The sequence below is a fragment of the uncultured Thalassospira sp. genome (assembly GCF_963976115.1).
Lineage (GTDB): Bacteria > Pseudomonadota > Alphaproteobacteria > Rhodospirillales > Thalassospiraceae > Thalassospira.
On sequence record NZ_CAXBJJ010000003.1, the window covers coordinates 383,927 to 402,568 of the forward strand.

Annotated in this window: 13 protein-coding genes; 7 read left to right on the top strand and 6 right to left on the bottom strand. The window is 52.9% G+C overall.

Features of this window, described 5'->3' with window-relative positions; genetic code table 11:
* Positions 1–275: 275 nt before the first annotated feature.
* The 6 genes from AAC086_RS05275 to AAC086_RS05300 all read right to left on the bottom strand — a co-directional run bounded on the left by AAC086_RS05275 (position 276) and on the right by AAC086_RS05300 (position 6,920).
* On the bottom strand, positions 276–1,553 hold the full coding sequence (locus AAC086_RS05275) for a TRAP transporter large permease (RefSeq protein ID WP_339776167.1): 1,278 nt from the start codon (positions 1,551–1,553) through the stop codon (positions 276–278).
* A complete protein-coding gene (locus AAC086_RS05280; protein ID WP_339776170.1) occupies positions 1,550–2,077 on the bottom strand; it encodes a TRAP transporter small permease in 528 nt (175 codons plus the stop codon). The genes AAC086_RS05275 and AAC086_RS05280 overlap by 4 nt, the downstream gene beginning before the upstream one ends.
* An 88-nt stretch (positions 2,078–2,165) precedes the next feature.
* Positions 2,166–3,158, bottom strand: coding sequence for a sialic acid TRAP transporter substrate-binding protein SiaP (locus AAC086_RS05285; protein WP_339776173.1), 993 nt, complete (start codon positions 3,156–3,158; stop codon positions 2,166–2,168).
* Between the two features lie 141 nt (positions 3,159–3,299).
* Positions 3,300–4,802 carry an altronate dehydratase family protein gene (locus AAC086_RS05290; RefSeq protein ID WP_339776175.1) on the bottom strand — a complete coding sequence of 501 codons (1,503 nt, stop codon included), beginning with the start codon at positions 4,800–4,802 and terminating at the stop codon, positions 3,300–3,302.
* Positions 4,799–5,923: a mannitol dehydrogenase family protein gene (locus tag AAC086_RS05295; RefSeq protein ID WP_339776178.1), complete on the bottom strand. Its 1,125-nt coding sequence runs from the start codon at positions 5,921–5,923 to the stop codon at positions 4,799–4,801. Before AAC086_RS05295 ends, AAC086_RS05290 begins: the two co-directional genes overlap by 4 nt.
* Positions 5,913–6,920, bottom strand: a complete 1,008-nt coding sequence (locus tag AAC086_RS05300) for a zinc-binding alcohol dehydrogenase family protein (protein WP_339776180.1) — start codon at positions 6,918–6,920, stop codon at positions 5,913–5,915. Before AAC086_RS05300 ends, AAC086_RS05295 begins: the two co-directional genes overlap by 11 nt.
* Before the next feature lie 200 nt (positions 6,921–7,120).
* Here AAC086_RS05300 and AAC086_RS05305 point away from each other — a divergent pair, with 200 nt between their 5' ends.
* The 7 genes from AAC086_RS05305 (at position 7,121) to AAC086_RS05335 (ending at position 18,622) form a co-directional block, all read left to right on the top strand.
* Positions 7,121–8,014: a GntR family transcriptional regulator gene (locus tag AAC086_RS05305; protein WP_339776182.1), complete on the top strand. Its 894-nt coding sequence runs from the start codon at positions 7,121–7,123 to the stop codon at positions 8,012–8,014.
* A 361-nt stretch (positions 8,015–8,375) separates the two neighbouring features.
* Positions 8,376–9,434 carry an ABC transporter permease gene (locus AAC086_RS05310; protein WP_339776185.1) on the top strand — a complete coding sequence of 353 codons (1,059 nt, stop codon included), beginning with the start codon at positions 8,376–8,378 and terminating at the stop codon, positions 9,432–9,434.
* 45 nt (positions 9,435–9,479) lie between these two features.
* The gene (locus AAC086_RS05315; protein ID WP_339776188.1) at positions 9,480–10,421 is read left to right on the top strand and encodes an ABC transporter substrate-binding protein; all 942 of its coding nucleotides are present in this window, start codon (positions 9,480–9,482) and stop codon (positions 10,419–10,421) included.
* Between the two features lie 80 nt (positions 10,422–10,501).
* On the top strand, positions 10,502–11,278 hold the full coding sequence (locus AAC086_RS05320; RefSeq protein WP_339776192.1) for an ATP-binding cassette domain-containing protein: 777 nt from the start codon (positions 10,502–10,504) through the stop codon (positions 11,276–11,278).
* Positions 11,279–11,589: 311 nt separating this feature from the next.
* Positions 11,590–13,845 (top strand): autotransporter outer membrane beta-barrel domain-containing protein, encoded by a 2,256-nt coding sequence (locus AAC086_RS05325; protein WP_339776196.1) that lies wholly within the window; start codon positions 11,590–11,592, stop codon positions 13,843–13,845.
* A 710-nt stretch (positions 13,846–14,555) separates the two neighbouring features.
* Positions 14,556–16,346 (top strand): autotransporter domain-containing protein, encoded by a 1,791-nt coding sequence (locus AAC086_RS05330; RefSeq protein ID WP_339776198.1) that lies wholly within the window; start codon positions 14,556–14,558, stop codon positions 16,344–16,346.
* Positions 16,347–16,501: 155 nt separating this feature from the next.
* Positions 16,502–18,622: a sulfotransferase gene (locus AAC086_RS05335; protein WP_339776201.1), complete on the top strand. Its 2,121-nt coding sequence runs from the start codon at positions 16,502–16,504 to the stop codon at positions 18,620–18,622.
* Positions 18,623–18,642 lie beyond the last annotated feature (20 nt).

Below are 18,642 nucleotides of genomic sequence, written 5' to 3' on the forward strand. Positions count from 1 at the left end.
TCCTCCCGAAAGGATATCGCATTTTTGCGTGTTTTTGTCCGGGTTGTTCCCGGTGCTCCACCATCTTATGACATAAGTCATATGTCAAGAGTAAAGCGATTCAAAGATGGTCAATCGGGATAAAATGATTAACGAACGGGAAGAACGGAATGTTGCGCGATGCGGTGGCCCGATGCGAGGGAATGTCGGTTGAGGTGAAGGGCGCATATAAAAACGGCACGGGTCCACCAATATTTGGCGGGCCCGTGCCGTTAAAAATTAAGGTTTCGTCTGGCTTAACGGTAAAGCAGGGTCGGTAATGCCATGCTAAGTTGCGGGATGAAAGCCAGCAAAAACAGCACAATCAAAAGCGGGATGAGGAAAGGTGCCGTTGCCTTCACACAATCCTCAAACCGGACTCCGGATACACGCGACAGCACATAAAGCACCATGCCAACCGGCGGCGTTAACAGGCCCAGCATCAAATTTAAAATAACGATGATGCCAAGGTGAACCGGGTCAATTCCCACAGTGTTGGCAACGGGCAATAGCACCGGTACCAGAATGGTGATGGCGGCAATGGTTTCCATAAAGCAACCAACGACAAGAACCAGCAGCATGATCAGGATAATGATCAGGTTTTTATTGTCGGTGAAACCCAGGACAAAGTTTGCCAGATGCTGGGCGGACTGGTTGGCGGTTAAAATCCAGGCGAAAACGGCAGCCGCACCAACAATCAGCATAATAGCGGCCGTGGTTTCAACCGTATCCATGGTAACGCGCAGCAAATGGCGTATGGTCAAGGTGCGATAAATCACCGTGCCTAAAACCAGCGAATAGGCAACCGCCCCCACGGCGGCCTCGGTTGGTGTGAACAGGCCGGTGGAAATACCGCCAATAATAATGACCGGAGTCATTAGCGGCAGAAAAGCGTCTTTGCTGGCCTTGCCCAGAATGCCCCATGAAAAGGCCAGATCGCGCGGGTAATTACGACGGCGTGAATACCAGGCCACCATAATCATCAGGGAAACGGCCATCAGCAGGCCAGGAACAATACCGGCAAGAAACAACTGCCCGATTGACACCTGGGCAATGACACCATACAGGACCAGTGGCAATGACGGCGGAATGATGGGGCCAATTGTTGAGGATGCCGCCGTAATACCGACAGCAAATGAGGTGTCATAGCCCGCGTCGCGCATGGCCTTGATTTCGACATTGCCCAGGCCGCCAGCGTCGGCCACAGCCGCCCCGGACATGCCGGCAAAAATAACACTGGCGCCGACATTAACATGCCCCAGCCCACCGGGTGCCCAGCCAACAAGGGCGCGGGCGAAATTGAAAATACGCACGGTGATGCCACCGGTATTCATCAAATGACCGGCCATGATGAAAAACGGCACGGCCAGCAAGGGAAAGCTGTTTACCCCGTTGATCATGTTATGGAGCATACTGATCGGTGGCATACCGGCAATAAACAGATAAGCCAGCGATGATCCCGCCAGTGCCACGGCAACCGGTGCACCGCATATCAGCAGCACAGCGAGCAGAACAAACATAATGGCCAGGCTCATAGTGCAGGTCTCCGCAGGGAATGAAAGGCCCGGATCAGTGTGACAATGGCCGTAATGGCCAGGCAGATAACAACGGCCCAGAACATCCAGGACCGTGACACATCAATGCTGATCATGCGTTGGTGGCCCATACGGTTTGCCAGCATCACACCTGACCATGCGGCATAGGCAAAAAAGGCCGCCGTGATTAAATCCATCAGGAAAAACAAGGCGCGTGAAGCCGCCCCGGGAATGTAAAGGTGGAAAAAATCCAGATAGATATGGCTTTTCTTGCGGGCGCAAATCGTGGCACCTGAAAATGTCACCACAATCAGCAAATAGCGGGCGATTTCCTCGGTCCAGGAAATGGAATTATTGAGCACATAACGCGAAAAAAATTGCAGGAAAACAACCAGAATCAAAGCCCAGAACACGGCAAATATCGGCGCATCCCACCAGGAAATATCGCTGATATCGGTTTGTTGGGCATCTATCTGGCTGGTAATTTCCTTGGCAATTTCACTGTCGCTTGAAAGGTTGTTCATGGGCCACCTTCAGCATCAAACAGTAAGACAGGACGGATGAAGCAGGGAGAAACCCCATCCGCCCATTGGTCAGGCAAAGACAAGCAGTTTACTTGCCAATCGCCTGCAAACGCTCGAATGTTTCAGGCGACCACGGCATGTCCTTGCCTTTAAGCAACGGTTGAACAATGTCCATGAACGGCTGGCGGTCCACATCATGAACCTTTACGCCCTGATCCTTGAACCACTGAACCAGCGAGGTTTCCTGGTCGCGGACTTCTTTGGTGGCGGTCGCTGAGGCATCGCGCAAAATACCGACAATGACCTTGCGGTCAGCATCGTCGATATTGTCATAGGTGGTGCCTGACATAAGGGTGGTCAGGGTGGCAATGGTGTGGCTGGTCAAGCTGATATCGCTTTGTACTTCGTAAAACTGGCCTGCCTTGATGGTCGGCAGCGGGTTTTCCTGCGCATCGACAACACCCTGTTGTAGACCAAGGTAAACCTCGGAAAAGGCCATCGGGGTGGGGTTGGCACCAACCGCACGCGGAAACAGGGTATAGGCCGGTGCATTGGGAACGCGAATTTTAAGGCCCTTCATGTCAGCAGGTTTCAGGATCGGCTTGTTGGCCGTAACCTGACGGGTGCCATAATAGGTATGCGTGATCAGCACGTTCCCCGTGGCATCGTGGTAACCTTTTGCCATTTCGTCGCGCAGGTCGCTTTTCCAGAACGCTTCCCAATGGTCGTAATTGCGAAAAACGAATGGATAATCGATCAGGCCGATTTCGGGGTAGCTTTGCGCCATAAAGGCCGGGCCGGTATAAATCAGATCGACCGTGCCAAGCGACAGGCCTTCATTGATCGATTCTTCATTGCCCAGCGAGGATGACGGAAAAACCTGCATTTCATAGCGGTCATCGGTCCTGGCTTTGATTTCTTTGGCCGCTTCTAGCAGAACCTTGTGGTACGGCGTTGATTCATCATAAACATGGGCAAATTTCAGAACCGTTGTCGCCTGTGCCGAATTGGCAAGGCCAAAGGCAAGGGTTGCCGCAAACACGGCCGCCGATGGCATGATCATTTTAATCGACTTGAACATTTAGGTTTTCCTCCCGGATACCGTGAAACAATTTAATCATGTTATTTTTGTTTTTGCCGCCGCGTGGCGGAAGGGCGGGTTTGCGGTGTGTTTCGCGCAAACCCGCCAGATCGTTTTTAGACAGTTAAGCCTTAGGTGTGCTTACAGAACAGCACCGATTTTCCAGGGCACAAATTCATTATCGCCATAGCCGAAATCTTCGCTTTTGGTTTTGGCACCCGATGCCGTATCCAAAATGGTGTTGTAAATTTGCAGGCCCAGTTCTTCGTGGGTTTGTTCGCCTGTAATCACGGTGCCGCAATCGATGTCCATGTCTTCGGGCATACGGGCAAACAGCGTGCTGCTTGAGGCGAGCTTAAGCGACGGTGCCGGTTTGGCGCCAAAGCACGACCCGCGACCGGTGGTAAAGGCAATAATATTGGCACCACTGGCAACCTGGCCTGTGGCCGAAACCGGGTCGTAACCGGGGCTATCCATATAAACCAGCCCGTGTTTGCGGACCGGCCAGGCATAGCCAATGGCATCGGAAACCGGTGCCCGGCCAGATTTGGCAACAGCGCCCAGCGATTTTTCCAAAATGGTGGTCAGGCCACCCCGCTTGTTGCCCGGTGAGGGGTTGTTGTCAAGGGTGGCATTGTTCTTTTCGGCGTAGTCTTTCCACCATTCGATCATGTCGGCAATGCGTGCGCCGGTTTGGGCGTCGGACCGTGCGATTAACAAATGTTCCGCGCCAAAAATTTCGGGTGTTTCCGACAAAAGGCTGGTGCCGCCAGCCGCCACCAAAAGGTCACTGGCAACGCCAAGGGCCGGGTTGGCCGACAAGCCTGAAAACCCGTCGGACCCGCCACATTGCATGCCTAAAATCAGTTCGGATGCCGGGCAGGTTTCGCGCTGGTCCTGTGAGACAATTTTGGCAATGCCATCCAGAATTTCGACAGCCTTGCGCACGGCTGATGTGGACCCGGCAGCAGACTGAATGTTGAAACTGGCATAGCGCGCGGCGTGTTCGGGGTCTTCGATTTCGCCATAGGCGCTCAGCTGGTTAACTTCGCAGCCCAGGCCAACCAGCAAGACGCCGCCAAAATTGGCATGGTCGCGATAACCCGCAAGGGTGCGAACCAGAATGTCATATCCTTCGCCGTGATTGACCATGCCACAACCCTGATCATGCACAATCGGGGCAAAGCCGTCGATGCCGGGATATTTGGGCAACAGGGTGCGGGTCGCGGCCTCGGCAATGGCGCGGCAAACAGTGGCCGAACAGTTCACCGTTGAAACAATACCAATATAGTTGCGCGTGCCAACCCGGCCGTTTTTGCGGCGATAGCCCATAAAGGTATCGCGGGTCGGACGGGGCAGGGTAGGGGAAGTTGTTTCACCCGCGCCAAGGCGGGCATCGCCCATTGCCAGGTTGTGGCTATGAACCAGGCAACCGATGGCAATATCGGCGGTGGCAACACCAATAACCTGACCGTATTTTACAATCTGTTCGCCTTGTTTGATGTTGCGGGCGGCAAATTTGTGGCCAGCGCCAATATCTTCGGCGGTGGTAACACCGGGCGATGATGTATCGCCTGCCAGCAGCGGCAGCAATGCAATCAGGACATTGTCGGTTTCGTTAAGTCGAAGGGCATTAATCTTCATGGTGCGGGAACCTTGTGGGTCATGGCGGCAAGGATTGGTTTTTTTGTTGTATCGCCGTGGCTTTGGGCCCAGTGGATAAAGCCCTGAATGCGGCGTTCTATTTTTTGGCGGTGGTTCTGGGCAATATCGGCCAGACGATGATCGAGAAACGGGTTGCGGAACCGGTCCAGTGTTGTTGCCAGATAGCTTCTGGCACGGTCTTCCATCCCGGCGGCGGCAAAACCGGGAATAACCTCGTTTTCATAAAGGTCGTTCAAGGCCGCCATGATTTGCGGGTCTTTAAGAAACTTAACGACTGACATTTCCGGATTGCTGCCCAGATGCTGCCACCGGCCTGCAAGCCATGTGTGCCCCAGATTAAGAATAAACAGTTTCAGGGCTTCGATATCGTCTAGTGTTTCCACCAGTTCAATCGCCGGGTGGGTGCAGGGTAAAACAAGCCCAGCTTGCTGTTCAACCGCCCACAGGGCATAGGGTTCGCAAACCGCACCTGCCGGTTCGATGGGTTCGGATACAATACGATCAACCAGCGAGTTTGCCCAGATCACCCGGTGTTCCAGCCAGTCAAGGAAATCGCTGTCGTCATTCGCGCCAAGGGCCAGGATGCAGGACCGCAAAACAGCCCCGTTGCCCGGCACAAGTTCCATCGGCAAAATCGTAATCGGCCGACCATGGGCCAGAAAACGTTCTTTTAACAACAAGCGCAATTTGGCTGGAAAGGACATCGCCTGGTCAAATTCGCGACCGGTGTCGGCGGGTTGTGGTGCATACCCGGCGTCGCCCGTGTTTGAGACGATATATTCAGCCTCGTTGACAACAATGGCGGCAATTTTCGGCCAGTCCGTTGCGGTCGACAGGGTGCGGGTAACAGATTTGACCTGTTGTTGACGGTCAACAATCACGCCATTTTCCAGACCGCGCACATGCACAGGGTACCCCTCATCGGCGGCCAGGGCGGCCAGCCGGTTCGCCCGGCTGGCATCACCGCTCGATTGCACCACGGTTACCGGGCCAACAGCCTGATTGTTGGCAAGGGCTTCGTCGATGAACAGGTCAAAATGGGCCTGCAAAAAACGGCTGGTGCCAAACTGAACAATCGGTGTGGGAAATTTAGCCGACATGAAGAACCGCTTTCACAATGTCTTCGCGGTTGTGAACCCATGCCGACAATTTCTCAACACCATCTTCAAAGGCGGCTTCGTGTGTGTTGAGCATATCAACCGGGACATCGCCGGCACGCATGTGAAACATGACCTTTTCAAAGTCTTCCTTCAGGGCGTTGCGGCTGCCCATCATTGTGGTTTCGCGTTTGTGAAATTCGGGATCGTCAATGCACAATTCGCCTTTAACCACACCGACCAGGACCAGGGTGCCGCCATGGGCAAGGTCATTGATGGCAACATTCATGGCCTTGATATTGCCCGTGGCATCAAAAACAGTTTCAAAGCCATCGGCAGGTAAATCGGCGGATGCATCGCCCACCAGCACCCCTTTTGACCCCTTGACCATGGCACATGCCCGGTCCAGTCGGGCCTGGCTGGTATCGCGAAGGGTTATTTCGGCCCCGGCAAAGCTGGCAAATAATGCCGCGCCAATGCCAATCGGGCCTGCGCCAACCACCAATGCCTTGGTTCCAGCCTGAATGCGCGACCGTGCAACGGCATGCGCGCCAATCGCCAAAAATTCAACCATCGCCGCATCGCGCGCGGTAAGGCCCGTGGCCGGGTACAGGTTGGATTCCGGCACGCAAATCTGATCGCACATGCCACCATCGCCATGAACACCCAATACCGAAATTGAACTGCAACAGTTTGGCTTGCCAATTGTGCACGCATGGCAGGTGCCACAGGTGACATAGGGATTAACCACAACCAGATCGCCCACTGCGATGTCGCCGGTTGACGAGGCATCAAGTGCTGTGCCCGACAATTCGTGGCCCATGACCCGTGGATATTGCAAGAACGGATGCAGACCTTCCATGATGTGATAGTCGGTGCCGCAAATGCCGATGCTGCGAATGGCGACCCGGATATGTCCCGGTTTTGCTTGCGGAAAGGGGGCTGTGCCGCTGGCAAGTTTGCCCGGTTCGACACATACGATTGTTTTCATCACGGTCATGGCTGTTTCCCTGTTTAGCAATGTTTCGGGTCGACACTGCCCAAATTGTATTTTCTACATAAAAAACAAGATGCATTTGCCGTCAACTGTTTTTTATGAATAAAATACTATCTGCATATGCAGGGTGCCCGACAAAGCGATTGCCTTTCATAAGAACAGGGGGCATTTTCAGTTCAAATCTGCGGGGAAACGGAAAAGACGTGGCGAAAACCAACCGGACATATAAGGAAACCTATAACGCCTGCCTCGACTATATTGTCTCGCTTGGCGACGGGGCTTGCCTGCCACCGGAAAAGGAAATGGCGACCAAATGGTCGATCAGTCGTAGTACGGTACGTGCGGTGCTGGACCATCTGGCGGAAGAAAACATCATCCATTGGAAAGGGCGCGAAAAAACCGTCCTGCGCTTGCCCGACAAGTCGGACTATTTTCAGGCCAGTGAAACCCGGCCCACGGCCGATCTGATCGAACCTGCCTTCATGCAATATATTGTGGGCGGGGATCTGGCACCGGGAACCGTGTTGCGCGAAAGCGAACTTGCCAAAAGTTTCGGGGTTAGCGCATCCTCGGTGCGGGAATATCTGATCCGGTTTTCACGCTTTGGCCTGATCGAGAAAAAACCCAATCGTTACTGGGTTCTAAACGGTTTCACCCGAGACTTTGCGATGGAACTGTTTGATGTGCGCGAGATGTTTGAATTGCGCGCTTTTGATGCCTTTGTGCAATTGCCTCGCAATCATTCAAGCTGGAAGAAGCTGGCGACATTGGGGGACGAACACCGATATTTGCAAGGCGACATTGATGGTCGCTATATGCAGTTTCCCAGGCTGGATGACCGATTCCACCGTTTGATCATTTCGACCTTTCATAATCGCTTTGCCGATGATTTTTATGATCTGGTGGCCCTGATTTTTCACTATCACTATCGCTGGAACAAAACCGGCGAAAAAGACCGCAACGCCGACGCCGTTGAAGAACATCTGCTGGTGATTGACGCGTTGGGGGCGGGGGATTTTGATGTGGGCCGGATCCGGTTTCGGGAACATCTGCAAACCGCACGGCGTACACTTCTGGCTTCCGTCAGCTGGGATTAAACCGCCCCGATCCGGGGCCGATATGTGCTCTGGTTGCGTGTCGGATGGCTCATTTTGCTAAAAATGTTTTTATTCCATACAAAACATTTGACAAGGCGAAAGACCTGACTAAAAATGTCTTTTAACGATAAAAAACAATCAATGTAGGGAATGGCGTCCCGTCTTGTTACACGAGATCGAAAGGTTAAGGTTTGACTGATGCATCGCCTTTGGGTGCGCGCAAATCATTAACCTGTTTGGTCGTGTTGCCATGTTTCCCGTTTGATTGATTTGAAATTAATGCCTGCCGGTTTTGGGGGTCGGTTTGTATCGACCAGAGCCAGACATTCAGGTCGATAGTCATAATTGGGAGAAATACGTCGTGAAATCTGAAAGGACCACGGAGCAGACGCCACCTGCGCGCGCGCATTCATCGTTCCTGTTCTGGATGAACATGTCGGGTGATGAGCGCAAGGACCTGGTGCAGAAATTCGCTGCTCTTTTCAGTCTGGTGGTTCTGATAATTGCGTTCTCGTTAACCAGCGACGCGTTTTTATCGCTTGGCAATGCCATGACGGTGTCGCTGCAAACCACATCCATTGCCTTTTTGGGCATCGGGGTGACGGTGGTGATCCTGACCGGCGGTATTGATCTGAGTGTCGGTTCCGTTCTGGCGCTTTCAGGTACGGTCGCCGGGCTTTTGGTCAAGGCGGGCTGGCCGGTTTATGCCGGTATGGGGGCCGGGGTGCTGGTTGGCACATTGTGCGGTGTTATCAATGGTCTGGTCGTTACCCGCCTTAAACTTGCACCGTTCATTGCGACGCTGGGGATGATGATGATCGCCCGCGGGGTCGCCTTGCAACTGACGGGGGCTGCCCCGGTGTCGCAATTGGGCGAGGCCTTTGGCGAACTTGGCAACGGGTCGTTTTTTCGCATGCTCGAAAAAGGGGCCAATGGGCTGCCGCATATGATTTTCCCCGGTATTCCCTATCCGGTGGTGCTCATGATCCTGACGGCGATTGTGGTGGCGTTTATTTTGCGCCGTCTGTCGATCGGGCGGCATATCTATGCTGTTGGTTCGAACGAGGAAGCCTCTCGTCTGGCGGGTGTAAATGTCAATGGCACCAAAATGTTTGCCTATGCCACATCGGGGTTTCTGGCCGGGATCACGGGGATTATTCTGATGTCCCGTCTGGTTACAGCCCAGCCCAATGAAGGCGTCATGTACGAACTTGATGCCATTGCTGCTGCGGTGATTGGTGGAACGTCGCTCATGGGCGGCATCGGAACGATTTCGGGCACCATGATCGGGGCCTTTGTTATTGGAATTTTGCGTAACGGACTGAATATGAACGGTGTTTCGTCGTTTATTCAGCAAATCATCATCGGGTGCGTGATTATCGGAACGGTTTATGTCGATAATCTGCGTAATCGGCGATAAGCGTTTTAAATTAATCAAAAATCAAATCAGTGGAGGAACCAAATCGTGAAAAAAGTAATGTTAGGTGCCGTTGTCGCATTGGTCGGGATGACCAGCCTCGCCATGGCGCAAAGCAATGAAATTGCTGTTATTGTTAAAACCACCAGCTCCAATTACTGGCAGAATGTGCACAAGGGTGCGCAAAGTGCGATTGGCAAGCTTGATGGTTACGAAATGTCCTTTCAGGGCCCGGCAACGGAATCGGCTGTAGCCGACGAAGTCAACATGGTGCAGAACGCAATTAACCGCAAAGTGGCGGGCATTGTTCTTGCGCCGTCTGACCCCGATGCCCTGGTGCCTTCGGTTAAAAAAGCTTATGAAAACGGTATTCCGGTTGTCATTGTCGACTCATCGCTTTCCGATGCAGGCAAGGAATATTACCAGGCATTTCTGTCAACCGACAACCGCAAGGCGGGTGAACTTTGCGCGCAGAAAATGATCGAAAAGGTCGGTAAAACCGGCAAAATCGCCATCATGTCCTATGTGGCGGGAGTTGGGTCGGAAATTGGCCGTGTTGGCGGTTTTACCGACTATATCAAAGCCAATTCCGATCTGGAAATTGTCGGTCCGTTTTATTCGGAATCGCAAATGGCCAAGGCTTTGAACCAGACCACCGACATTCTGGCCGCTAACCCCGATCTGAAAGGCATCTTTGGTGCCAACGAGCCGACCGCGATTGGCATGGGCCGCGCCATTGTTCAGGCCGGTAAAAAGGGCCAGCTTGTTGCCATCGGCTTTGACGGCAACGAAGACCTGCAAGGCTTTGTGCGTGATGGAACTCTTGATGCCATCGCGGTTCAGGGGTCCTATCAGATGGGTGAAAAAGGCATTGAAACCATTGCAGCCCTGCTGAAGGGCGACAAGGTTGAACCCTTCATCAATACCGGTGTGGTCCTGGTGACCAAAGATAATATCGACGCCGACGAAGCCCAGAACGTTCTGTATTAATACTAATACCAGCCACTTAAGAGATGCTGCGGTGGGGGCCGCCGCAGCATTCTTTTGATGTGATGTGAGGAGAAGATCGGATGAATGCCGTCACCCCTGTTGTTGAAATGAACAACATCGTCAAACGATTTGGCGGGATCCATGCTGTCGAAGATGTTTCGTTAACCCTGTATCCGGGCGAGGTGGTCGGGGTGCTGGGCCATAATGGCGCAGGCAAGTCCTGCTTGATGAAAATCCTGTCCGGCGCAATGGGGTATGATTCCGGCGAGATTAAAATTCAGGGCGACGCTGTTGAAATGTCCAGCCCGATTGATGCGCGCCATTGTGGCATTGAAACCATTTATCAGACATTGGCGCTGGCGGATCATTTGAATGCGCCCGCCAACCTGTTTTTGGGGCGCGAGCTTAAAACCCGGTTCGGGATGCTTGATGACCGCAAAATGGAAGAAGAAACCCGCAAGGCTCTGCGCAGTCTGAACCCCAATTTTAAAAACATTGCCGAAGCCGTCATGAACATGTCGGGCGGACAACGCCAGGTTATTGCCATTGCCCGCGCCATTTATTTTAATGCCCGCATCGTGATCATGGACGAACCAACAGCCGCCCTTGGCCCGTCGGAAACCGCGATGGTGGCAGAACTGATCGAGAAATTGCGTGAAAAAGGCATCGGCATTTTTCTGATCAGCCACGATATGGATGACGTTTGCGATCTGTGCGACCGCATCGTGGTGATGAAAAATGGCCGCAAGGTTGGTGAACATCAGGTTGGCGAAGTGAATAAAGACGATATTCTCAGCCTGATTATCAAGGGCGCATTGCCCGATAATTGGGTGCCGCGCAATTGCGCTCCGGCCTGATGCGTTTTTACGCCTGATACCAACTTCTGCTGATCAAAATCGATCACATTCTCCTCCATCGGCGGGCGGGTCACCCTTGGTAATCGTTCCACATGCCACGCGGTGCCAACGCGCTTGCCCAGTTCACAAATGGCGGTCTTCGGGCCGCCGTTTTTGTTTGATCGATTGGAAATGTTAAAATTTCAATCAAAATTGAAATTCTTGTGTTGTTCTATACCAATGTATGTATAAGCATCATGCATACATTGGTATAGATTTGGGCCGCGCGATAGAACGCGTGGTCCTCTATTCTTGTTCTTGGGGGAACCAAAATGATTAAGTCTCTTGCTGTTTCTGGTTTGCGCTGGAAGCTTCTGATGGGGGCGTCGCTGGTTGCGATCAGCGCTATGTCTGGTCCCGTATTGGCCGTACCCGCCTGTGGATCGGTCGGCGGGGGTGCCAACATCGGTGGGTCGGAAACATGTCAGGAATGGACCGACGGTAGCTTTTCTGTCGGAACTACCGGTTCTATCATATCTGCCGATACTGATTTTGCGGCCGTAAGCATTGCCGGTGGCTTCAGTGTGGGTGATCTTTCAAATGCCGGAACAATTGCACATACTGGCTTTAAGGATGCGATTGATAACCTTGGTACAATCGGGACGATCACAAACAGCGGAACCATTTCGGCTGGCGCATACGGGATACTTAATCACAGCTCCGGCGGAAATTCCGGGAAAATAACTCTGATTGACAATTCCGGGCTTATCTCTGGTTCTCATGGGATAGAGAATTATGCATCCATTGGAACGATCAAAAACAGCGGCACCATTAAAGCTACTGCTTTTGCCATTTTTAGTAAATCCGATACGGGACTGATAATTGAAAATAGCGGCACGATTGCGGGCAATATTGGCTATGGTGCAAACGATTCTGCTACCGGCCAAATTACCATTTCAGGCGGTGCGGATGATACGCATTATGGTGTTTTGACTGGCAAGGATGCCACCACGGAAGGCAGCGACAGTGTGGGGTTCATCAGGCATAATTCTGGTGATCTTCATTTTGGGTCCGGTTATTTGCTTTTGAACGACAAGATTGATGTCACTGATCATTCGGTCATCAACTCTGCGGCCACCCTTAAACTGGTGAATACGGTTTCCATCACCGGTAACTATACCCAGACTGGCGGCGGGCTGGTGGTGCAGGCGGCAACTGCGTCGAACTTCGGGTCGCTTGCGGTTTCGGGCAATGCGGCGATCAGCAATACCACTCTGGTCATGTCGGGTAATGATATGAAGGTGGGCGAGACCTATACCATTGTTGGCGCAGGCGGCACCGGAACCTATGCGATCACCAAGGCGTCGGTTGTTGGTACTTCGGGCCTGGGGGCGACCACGGCAACGGTTGGCAAAGATCTTGTTGTGACGATAACGGATAAAGTAAACGGCTATAAGGTTATTGGTACGCCGTCAGGTTCCGTTGGGTCATCGTTTGGGGCGACGCTGGACAAAATCAATAACAGTTCCTCAACACAGGCGGTTGCCTTCCAGAACAACGTTCTGGCAGCGATTAACAGTCTGCCTTCAAGTCAGCAGGGATCGGCGATTAAAAAGCTGGCCCCGGCCAGTGCGGCCAATAATGTGCAGGTTCTTAATCAGGCCAGTGCCATTGTGCAAACTGCCATTCAGGGCCGCCAGCTTTTGGCAATGTCGGGCGGCACCGATACCGCAACCGGTATTGCCGCCGGGGGCGATGTTAAATACAGCACGCTTTGGGGCCAGGTTCTGGGCGGATCGGCGCATATGGAAGGCAATTCGGATCAGGATGGCTTTAGCAGCAAAAGTTTTGGCTTAACCACCGGGTTTGACCATTTGCTAACCCCGGACCTGTTGGCCGGGGCGGCTGTAAGCTGGCTGCGCAGCTGGACCGATGGCAGCAATGCATCAAGCGGATCATCAAATAAAATCGATAGCTATCAGGTAACCTTGTATGGCAGCTGGCGGCAGGATCGTTTGTCGGTGGATGGTCAATTGGGGGCGGGTTGGAACCATTTTGACCAGAAACGCCAGATCGACTTTTTGGGCAGTACCGCCAGTGCCGATTATGATGGCCAGCAATATTCCGCCAGCAGCCGGGTCGGCTATGATTTTGCCCTTGGTGACAGTACAACCCTGACCCCGTTTGCCGGTCTGCGCTGGATTCATGCGCGCAATGACTCTTATGACGAAACCGGGGCGGGATCGGCCAATAATTCGATTGATAACCTTAATACCGATAGCGTGACCCACGAAATCGGGGCGAAGGCCGCGTGGCAGTTTGATACGGGCCTTGGCATGGTTTCGCCGGAAGTTTCTGCCGCGTGGGTGCATGATTATACCAGCAGCGCAATTGACACCACCGGTCGCATTGGCGGCACGGCATTTTCGGTGCAAAGCGAACGCCTGCCGTCAGACGGTGCGCGAATTGGTATTGCCGTCGGGCTGGATGCCTTTGCCAGCGGCAGCCTGCGGGTGACCTATGACGGTGAATTGCGCGCGGGCTATCAAAGCCAGACAGCAACCGTGCGGGCCGACTGGGATTTCTAATAATATAGTTTGATCAACAAAACGGCGGCTCAGAACTTGGGCCGCCGTTTTTGTTTGGCGATGAAATTTCCATTACTTTTTCTCAAAAATACAATCGTTTATATCTTTTCTCTTTAAGGAAAGGTATAGGGGTGCTTCTAAATGTATAGTGTTTTATCTAATGGTATAGATGGCAGTTAAAATCCGCAAAGTGGGTGCTGCCTGTTATTGTTCTTGGGGGAACTATGATGATGAACCGTTTTTCGGTTACGGGACTGCGCGTGCAATTGTTGCTTGGGGTGTCGCTGATTGCGGTCGGGGCCATTCCTGTAACGTCAAGTCAGGCAGCAGATGCTTGTACCATGATAACGAGTGACAAAAACATAGACTCCTCCTTTGGATGTGTTCGATGGATGGGGGGGAGCCTGTCAATCACCAGCACAGGGACCTTGTCCGTTAACGATTCGTCTCAGGTTGCCAGTCTTTATGTTATTGGTTCGACTGTGACGACAATGCAAAATAGCGGCCTGATAAATTCAACTTTAGGCGGCATCGCCGCCATTTCTAATAGCAGTTCAATAGGTACGATATCAAATAGTGGAATAATTAAGTCATCTTCCAGCCGTGGTATCTTCAACTCATCCAGTGCGAAGATTAGTCTGGTTGAAAATACTGGCCCTGATGCGATTATTTCCGGCCAAACTGGTATTCATAATGACGGTTCAATCGGATTGATTTCTAATGCCGGTACAATTACCGGGAGTGATTATGCCATATACAATCAGTCTTTCCAGAAGCTGAATTTGCAAAATAGTGGTGTTATTTCCGGGAATATTGAAGACAGCATGACTTCCAGTGACGCTACGATATCAGGCAGCAGTGATGCCAGTAAATATGGCATCCTGACGGGCTATGGCGACATGACGGGAAGTGGCAATATCGGCACCATTAACCACAACTTTAGCAATTTGAATTTCACCAGCGGTTATTTGTTGCTGAACGATCATATTAATGTCAAAGCCCTTTCTGGGTCAGTACTCCATACCGTTGTGAACTCGGGCGCGACGCTCAAGCTGGTGCAAGGCATCAGCATTACCGGTAACTATACCCAGACCGATGGTGGGCTGGTGGTGCAGGCGGCATCTGCGTCCAGTTTCGGGTCGCTTACGGTGTCGGGTGATGCAGCCATCAGTAATACAACTTTGGTCATGTCGGGCAATAATCTTGCGATCGGCGATACTTATACCATTGTCGGGGCGGGCGGAACGGCGACGTATGCGATTACGAATGCCTCGGTTGTTGGCACGCAGGGGCGCGGGGCGACCACGGCGACCGTGGGCAAGGATCTTGTCGTGACGATAACTGAAGACAGGTCCGGTGGGGGGTATCAGGTTATTGGTGCGCCCAAGGGCCCCGTCGGGTCATCGTTTGGGGCCACCCTGGACGAAATCAATTTCGGCACCTCGACAAAGGCCCGTTCCTTTCAGAACAAGGTGTTAGCCGCGATTAACAGCCTGCCTTCCAGCGAGCAGGGATCGGCGATTAAAAAGCTGGCCCCGACCAGTGCGGCCAATAATGTGCAGGTTCTTAATCAGGCCACTGCCATTGTGCATACTGCCATTCAGGGCCGTCAACTCCAGGCAATGTCGGGCGGCAGCGATGCCACAACCGGTATTGCCGCCGGGGGGGACGTTAAATACAGCACGTTTTGGGGCCAGGTTCTGGGCGGTTCGGCGCATATGGAAGGCAATTCGGATCAGGATGGCTTTAGCAGCAAAAGTTTTGGCCTAACCACCGGGTTTGACCATTTGGTCACCCCGGACCTGTTGGCCGGTGCGGCGGTAAGCTGGTTGCGCAGCTGGACCGATGGCAGCAATGCATCAAGCGGATCATCGAACAAGATCGATAGCTATCAGGTAACCCTGTATGGCAGCTGGCGACAGGATCGTTTGTCGGTGGATGGTCAGGTTGGGGCCGGTTGGAACCATTTCGACCAGAAACGCCAGATCGACTTTTTGGGCAGTACCGCCAGTGCTGATTATGATGGCCAGCAATATTCCGCCAGCAGCCGGGTCGGCTATGATTTTGCCCTTGGCGACAGTACAACCCTGACCCCGTTTGCCGGTCTGCGCTGGATCCACGCGCGTAATGACTCTTATGATGAAACCGGGGCGGGATTGGCCAATAATTCGGTTGATAACCTTAATACCGATAGCGTGACCCACGAAATTGGGGCCAAGGCCACATGGCAGTTTGATACGGCTTTGGGGGCTGTGACGCCGGAAGTTTCTGCCGCGTGGATCCATGATTATACCAGCAGCGCGATTGACACCACCGGTCGCATTGGCGGCACGGCATTTTCGGTGCAAAGCGAACGTCTGCCGTCAGACGGGGCGCGGATTGGTATTGCCGTTGCGATTGATGCTTTTGCCAGCGGTAAGCTGCGTGTGACCTATGACGGTGAATTGCGCGCGGGCTATCAAAGCCAGACGGCAACTGTGCGCGTTGCCTGGGGTTTCTAGGAATATATAGCGATCCTAAAAACGGCGGCCCTTGTTTATGGTCGCCGTTTTTACTTGAACATTGGCGGGTTATCGCGACAGTGTTTCCCAAGTTGGGATCGGTTTGCGGTCCGCGCGCATGTTTTATGAATATTGCCAAAATACAGGGTTGCCCGATGACGAAACGAACAAAAGCAAAAGCAAAATCGTCCACCGCAAACGGGGCGTCGGGGGATTTGACCGTTCCACAGGCGATTGAACGGGCCTATGCCCACTGGAATGCCGGGCAAGCCCAACAGGCAGAGGTTTTGGCCCGCCGGGTGTTGGCAGTGTCGCCCGCGCAGATTGAGTGTTTGCATTTGCTGGGCCTGATGGCCCATGCCTATGACAAGATTGACATGGCACTGGATTATATGCGCCAGGCCTGCGGCTTTTCGTATTCTCCGGGGGGATATTTTAGCAATTATGCCGAAATGTGCCGCCAGAACAGATTATTGGGCGAAGCTGAAAAGGCCGGTCGCACTGCCGTTGAACGATCACCGGAAATGGTGGGGGCTTGGAATAATCTGGGGATTATTTTGCAGGAAGCGGGGAAGCTTGAAGAAAGCATTACCTGTTTACGCAAGGTGGTTGCATTGGAGCCGGAAAACCCGGAAGCCTGTAATAATCTGGCCAATACATTGTTGCTGACAGCGCATTTTGACGAGGCACAGCGTTTTTATGAAATGGCGCTGGAGCTTCATCCCCGATATGCCGAGGCCAACAGCAATTTGGCACATCTTTTGATGAAGCAGGGCAAGTTTGATGCCGCAGAAACATATGCCCGGCGTGCGATTGATGTTAATCCCCAACTGGTGACGGCGTATCTTAATCTTGTCGAAATTGCCATTGAGCGCCAGCAGTTTGGGCAGGCGATGCAGCACCTTGATGCCGTGATGCGGTTCGCACCTGAACATCCATCGGCGTTGGCAGCACGCGCCACGGTGTTGCATCGCCGAGGAGAGTTTGACGATGCTTTGATCGCCGCGACGGCGGCGGTGAAGTTTGCGCCCGAAAGTGCCCAGGCTCACAATATATTAGGTAAGACGCAGCAGGCCCTTAACCTGTTTGAAGATGCCAAAAAATCTTTTGCGCGCGCCCAGGCCTTGCCGGGGCTTGAGCGCAATAGTGCGCGGATTAATCTGGCTGAAATGTATGCTGCCCGAAATGACAAGCCTGCCGCAATAGCCATGTTGACGGAAGTTGTTTCAGGTGATCCGCAAAATATTATGGCCTGGGGGCAACTGGCCGATATCAAGAAATTCAGTGCGGGTGATCCCGACCTTGAAGCGTTGAAAAAACTCTATGCAGAAAAAAGCGCGGAGCTTGGTCTGTTTGCTCGGATGGCACTTTGTTTTGCGTTGGGGAAAGCGTTTCTCGATGTGGGCGATGGGGACAATGCCTTTGGTTACCTAGGGGAAGGCAATCGCTTGAAACGCGAAACATTTGACTATGACGGGGCGCAAACCCGGCAGTGGTTGCAATCGCTTTCCGGGCGCTTTTCCCGGGAATGGATCAATGATCGTGCCGGGATGGGGGATCCGTCTGATATGCCGGTTTTTGTCGTCGGGATGCCGCGTTCGGGCACAACCCTGATCGAGCAGATATTGGGCGCGCATCCTGATATTTATCCGGCGGGTGAGTTGCGCCATATTAGTAGCCTTGTGGAAAATAAAGACCAGGTGACGCGGCAGGGTGGCCATGCCGAAACGCAAGATCTGGCAGCGATGGCGGCGCAATATCTGGCGAAGGTTGTACCACTGGCCGAAGGCAGATCGCATATCGTCGATAAAATGCCCGCCAATTTTATTCATCTTGGCTGGATCCATGCGATGTTCCCCAATGCCCGGATCATTCATTGTCGGCGTGACCCGGTTGATACCTGCCTGTCGTGCTACAGCAAGCTGTTTGGCGCGGAACAGTCTTTTACCTATGATCTGGCGGAACTGGGCCAGTTTTATTTGGGGTATCGCGATCTGATGGCGCACTGGCGCGATGTTTTACCCGCTAATCGTTTTATCGAGGTCGATTACGAGGCTGTGGTTGCCAATTGTGAAACAGAGGCCCGGCGCTTGATCGATTTTATTGGTGTGCCGTGGGACGATGCGTGCCTGGCGTTTCATCAATCAAGTCGCCCTGTCCGCACGGCCAGCGTTAACCAGGTGCGTGAACCTTTATATACAAGCTCGGTCGGGCGTTGGCGGCCTTATGCCAAACATTTAATGCCGCTGCTTGGCGCACTGGGTATGGATGAATAACGCAATAGGTAGGGCGTGTA

Coding starts and splice junctions, on each gene's coding strand:
- AAC086_RS05275 (WP_339776167.1), bottom strand. CDS start 1,553: ATGAGCCTGGCCATTATGTTTGTTCTGCTCGCTGTGCTGCTGATATGC.
- AAC086_RS05280 (WP_339776170.1), bottom strand. CDS start 2,077: ATGAACAACCTTTCAAGCGACAGTGAAATTGCCAAGGAAATTACCAGC.
- AAC086_RS05285 (WP_339776173.1), bottom strand. CDS start 3,158: ATGTTCAAGTCGATTAAAATGATCATGCCATCGGCGGCCGTGTTTGCG.
- AAC086_RS05290 (WP_339776175.1), bottom strand. CDS start 4,802: ATGAAGATTAATGCCCTTCGACTTAACGAAACCGACAATGTCCTGATT.
- AAC086_RS05295 (WP_339776178.1), bottom strand. CDS start 5,923: ATGTCGGCTAAATTTCCCACACCGATTGTTCAGTTTGGCACCAGCCGT.
- AAC086_RS05300 (WP_339776180.1), bottom strand. CDS start 6,920: ATGACCGTGATGAAAACAATCGTATGTGTCGAACCGGGCAAACTTGCC.
- AAC086_RS05320 (WP_339776192.1), top strand. CDS start 10,502: ATGAATGCCGTCACCCCTGTTGTTGAAATGAACAACATCGTCAAACGA.
- AAC086_RS05325 (WP_339776196.1), top strand. CDS start 11,590: ATGATTAAGTCTCTTGCTGTTTCTGGTTTGCGCTGGAAGCTTCTGATG.
- AAC086_RS05335 (WP_339776201.1), top strand. CDS start 16,502: ATGACGAAACGAACAAAAGCAAAAGCAAAATCGTCCACCGCAAACGGG.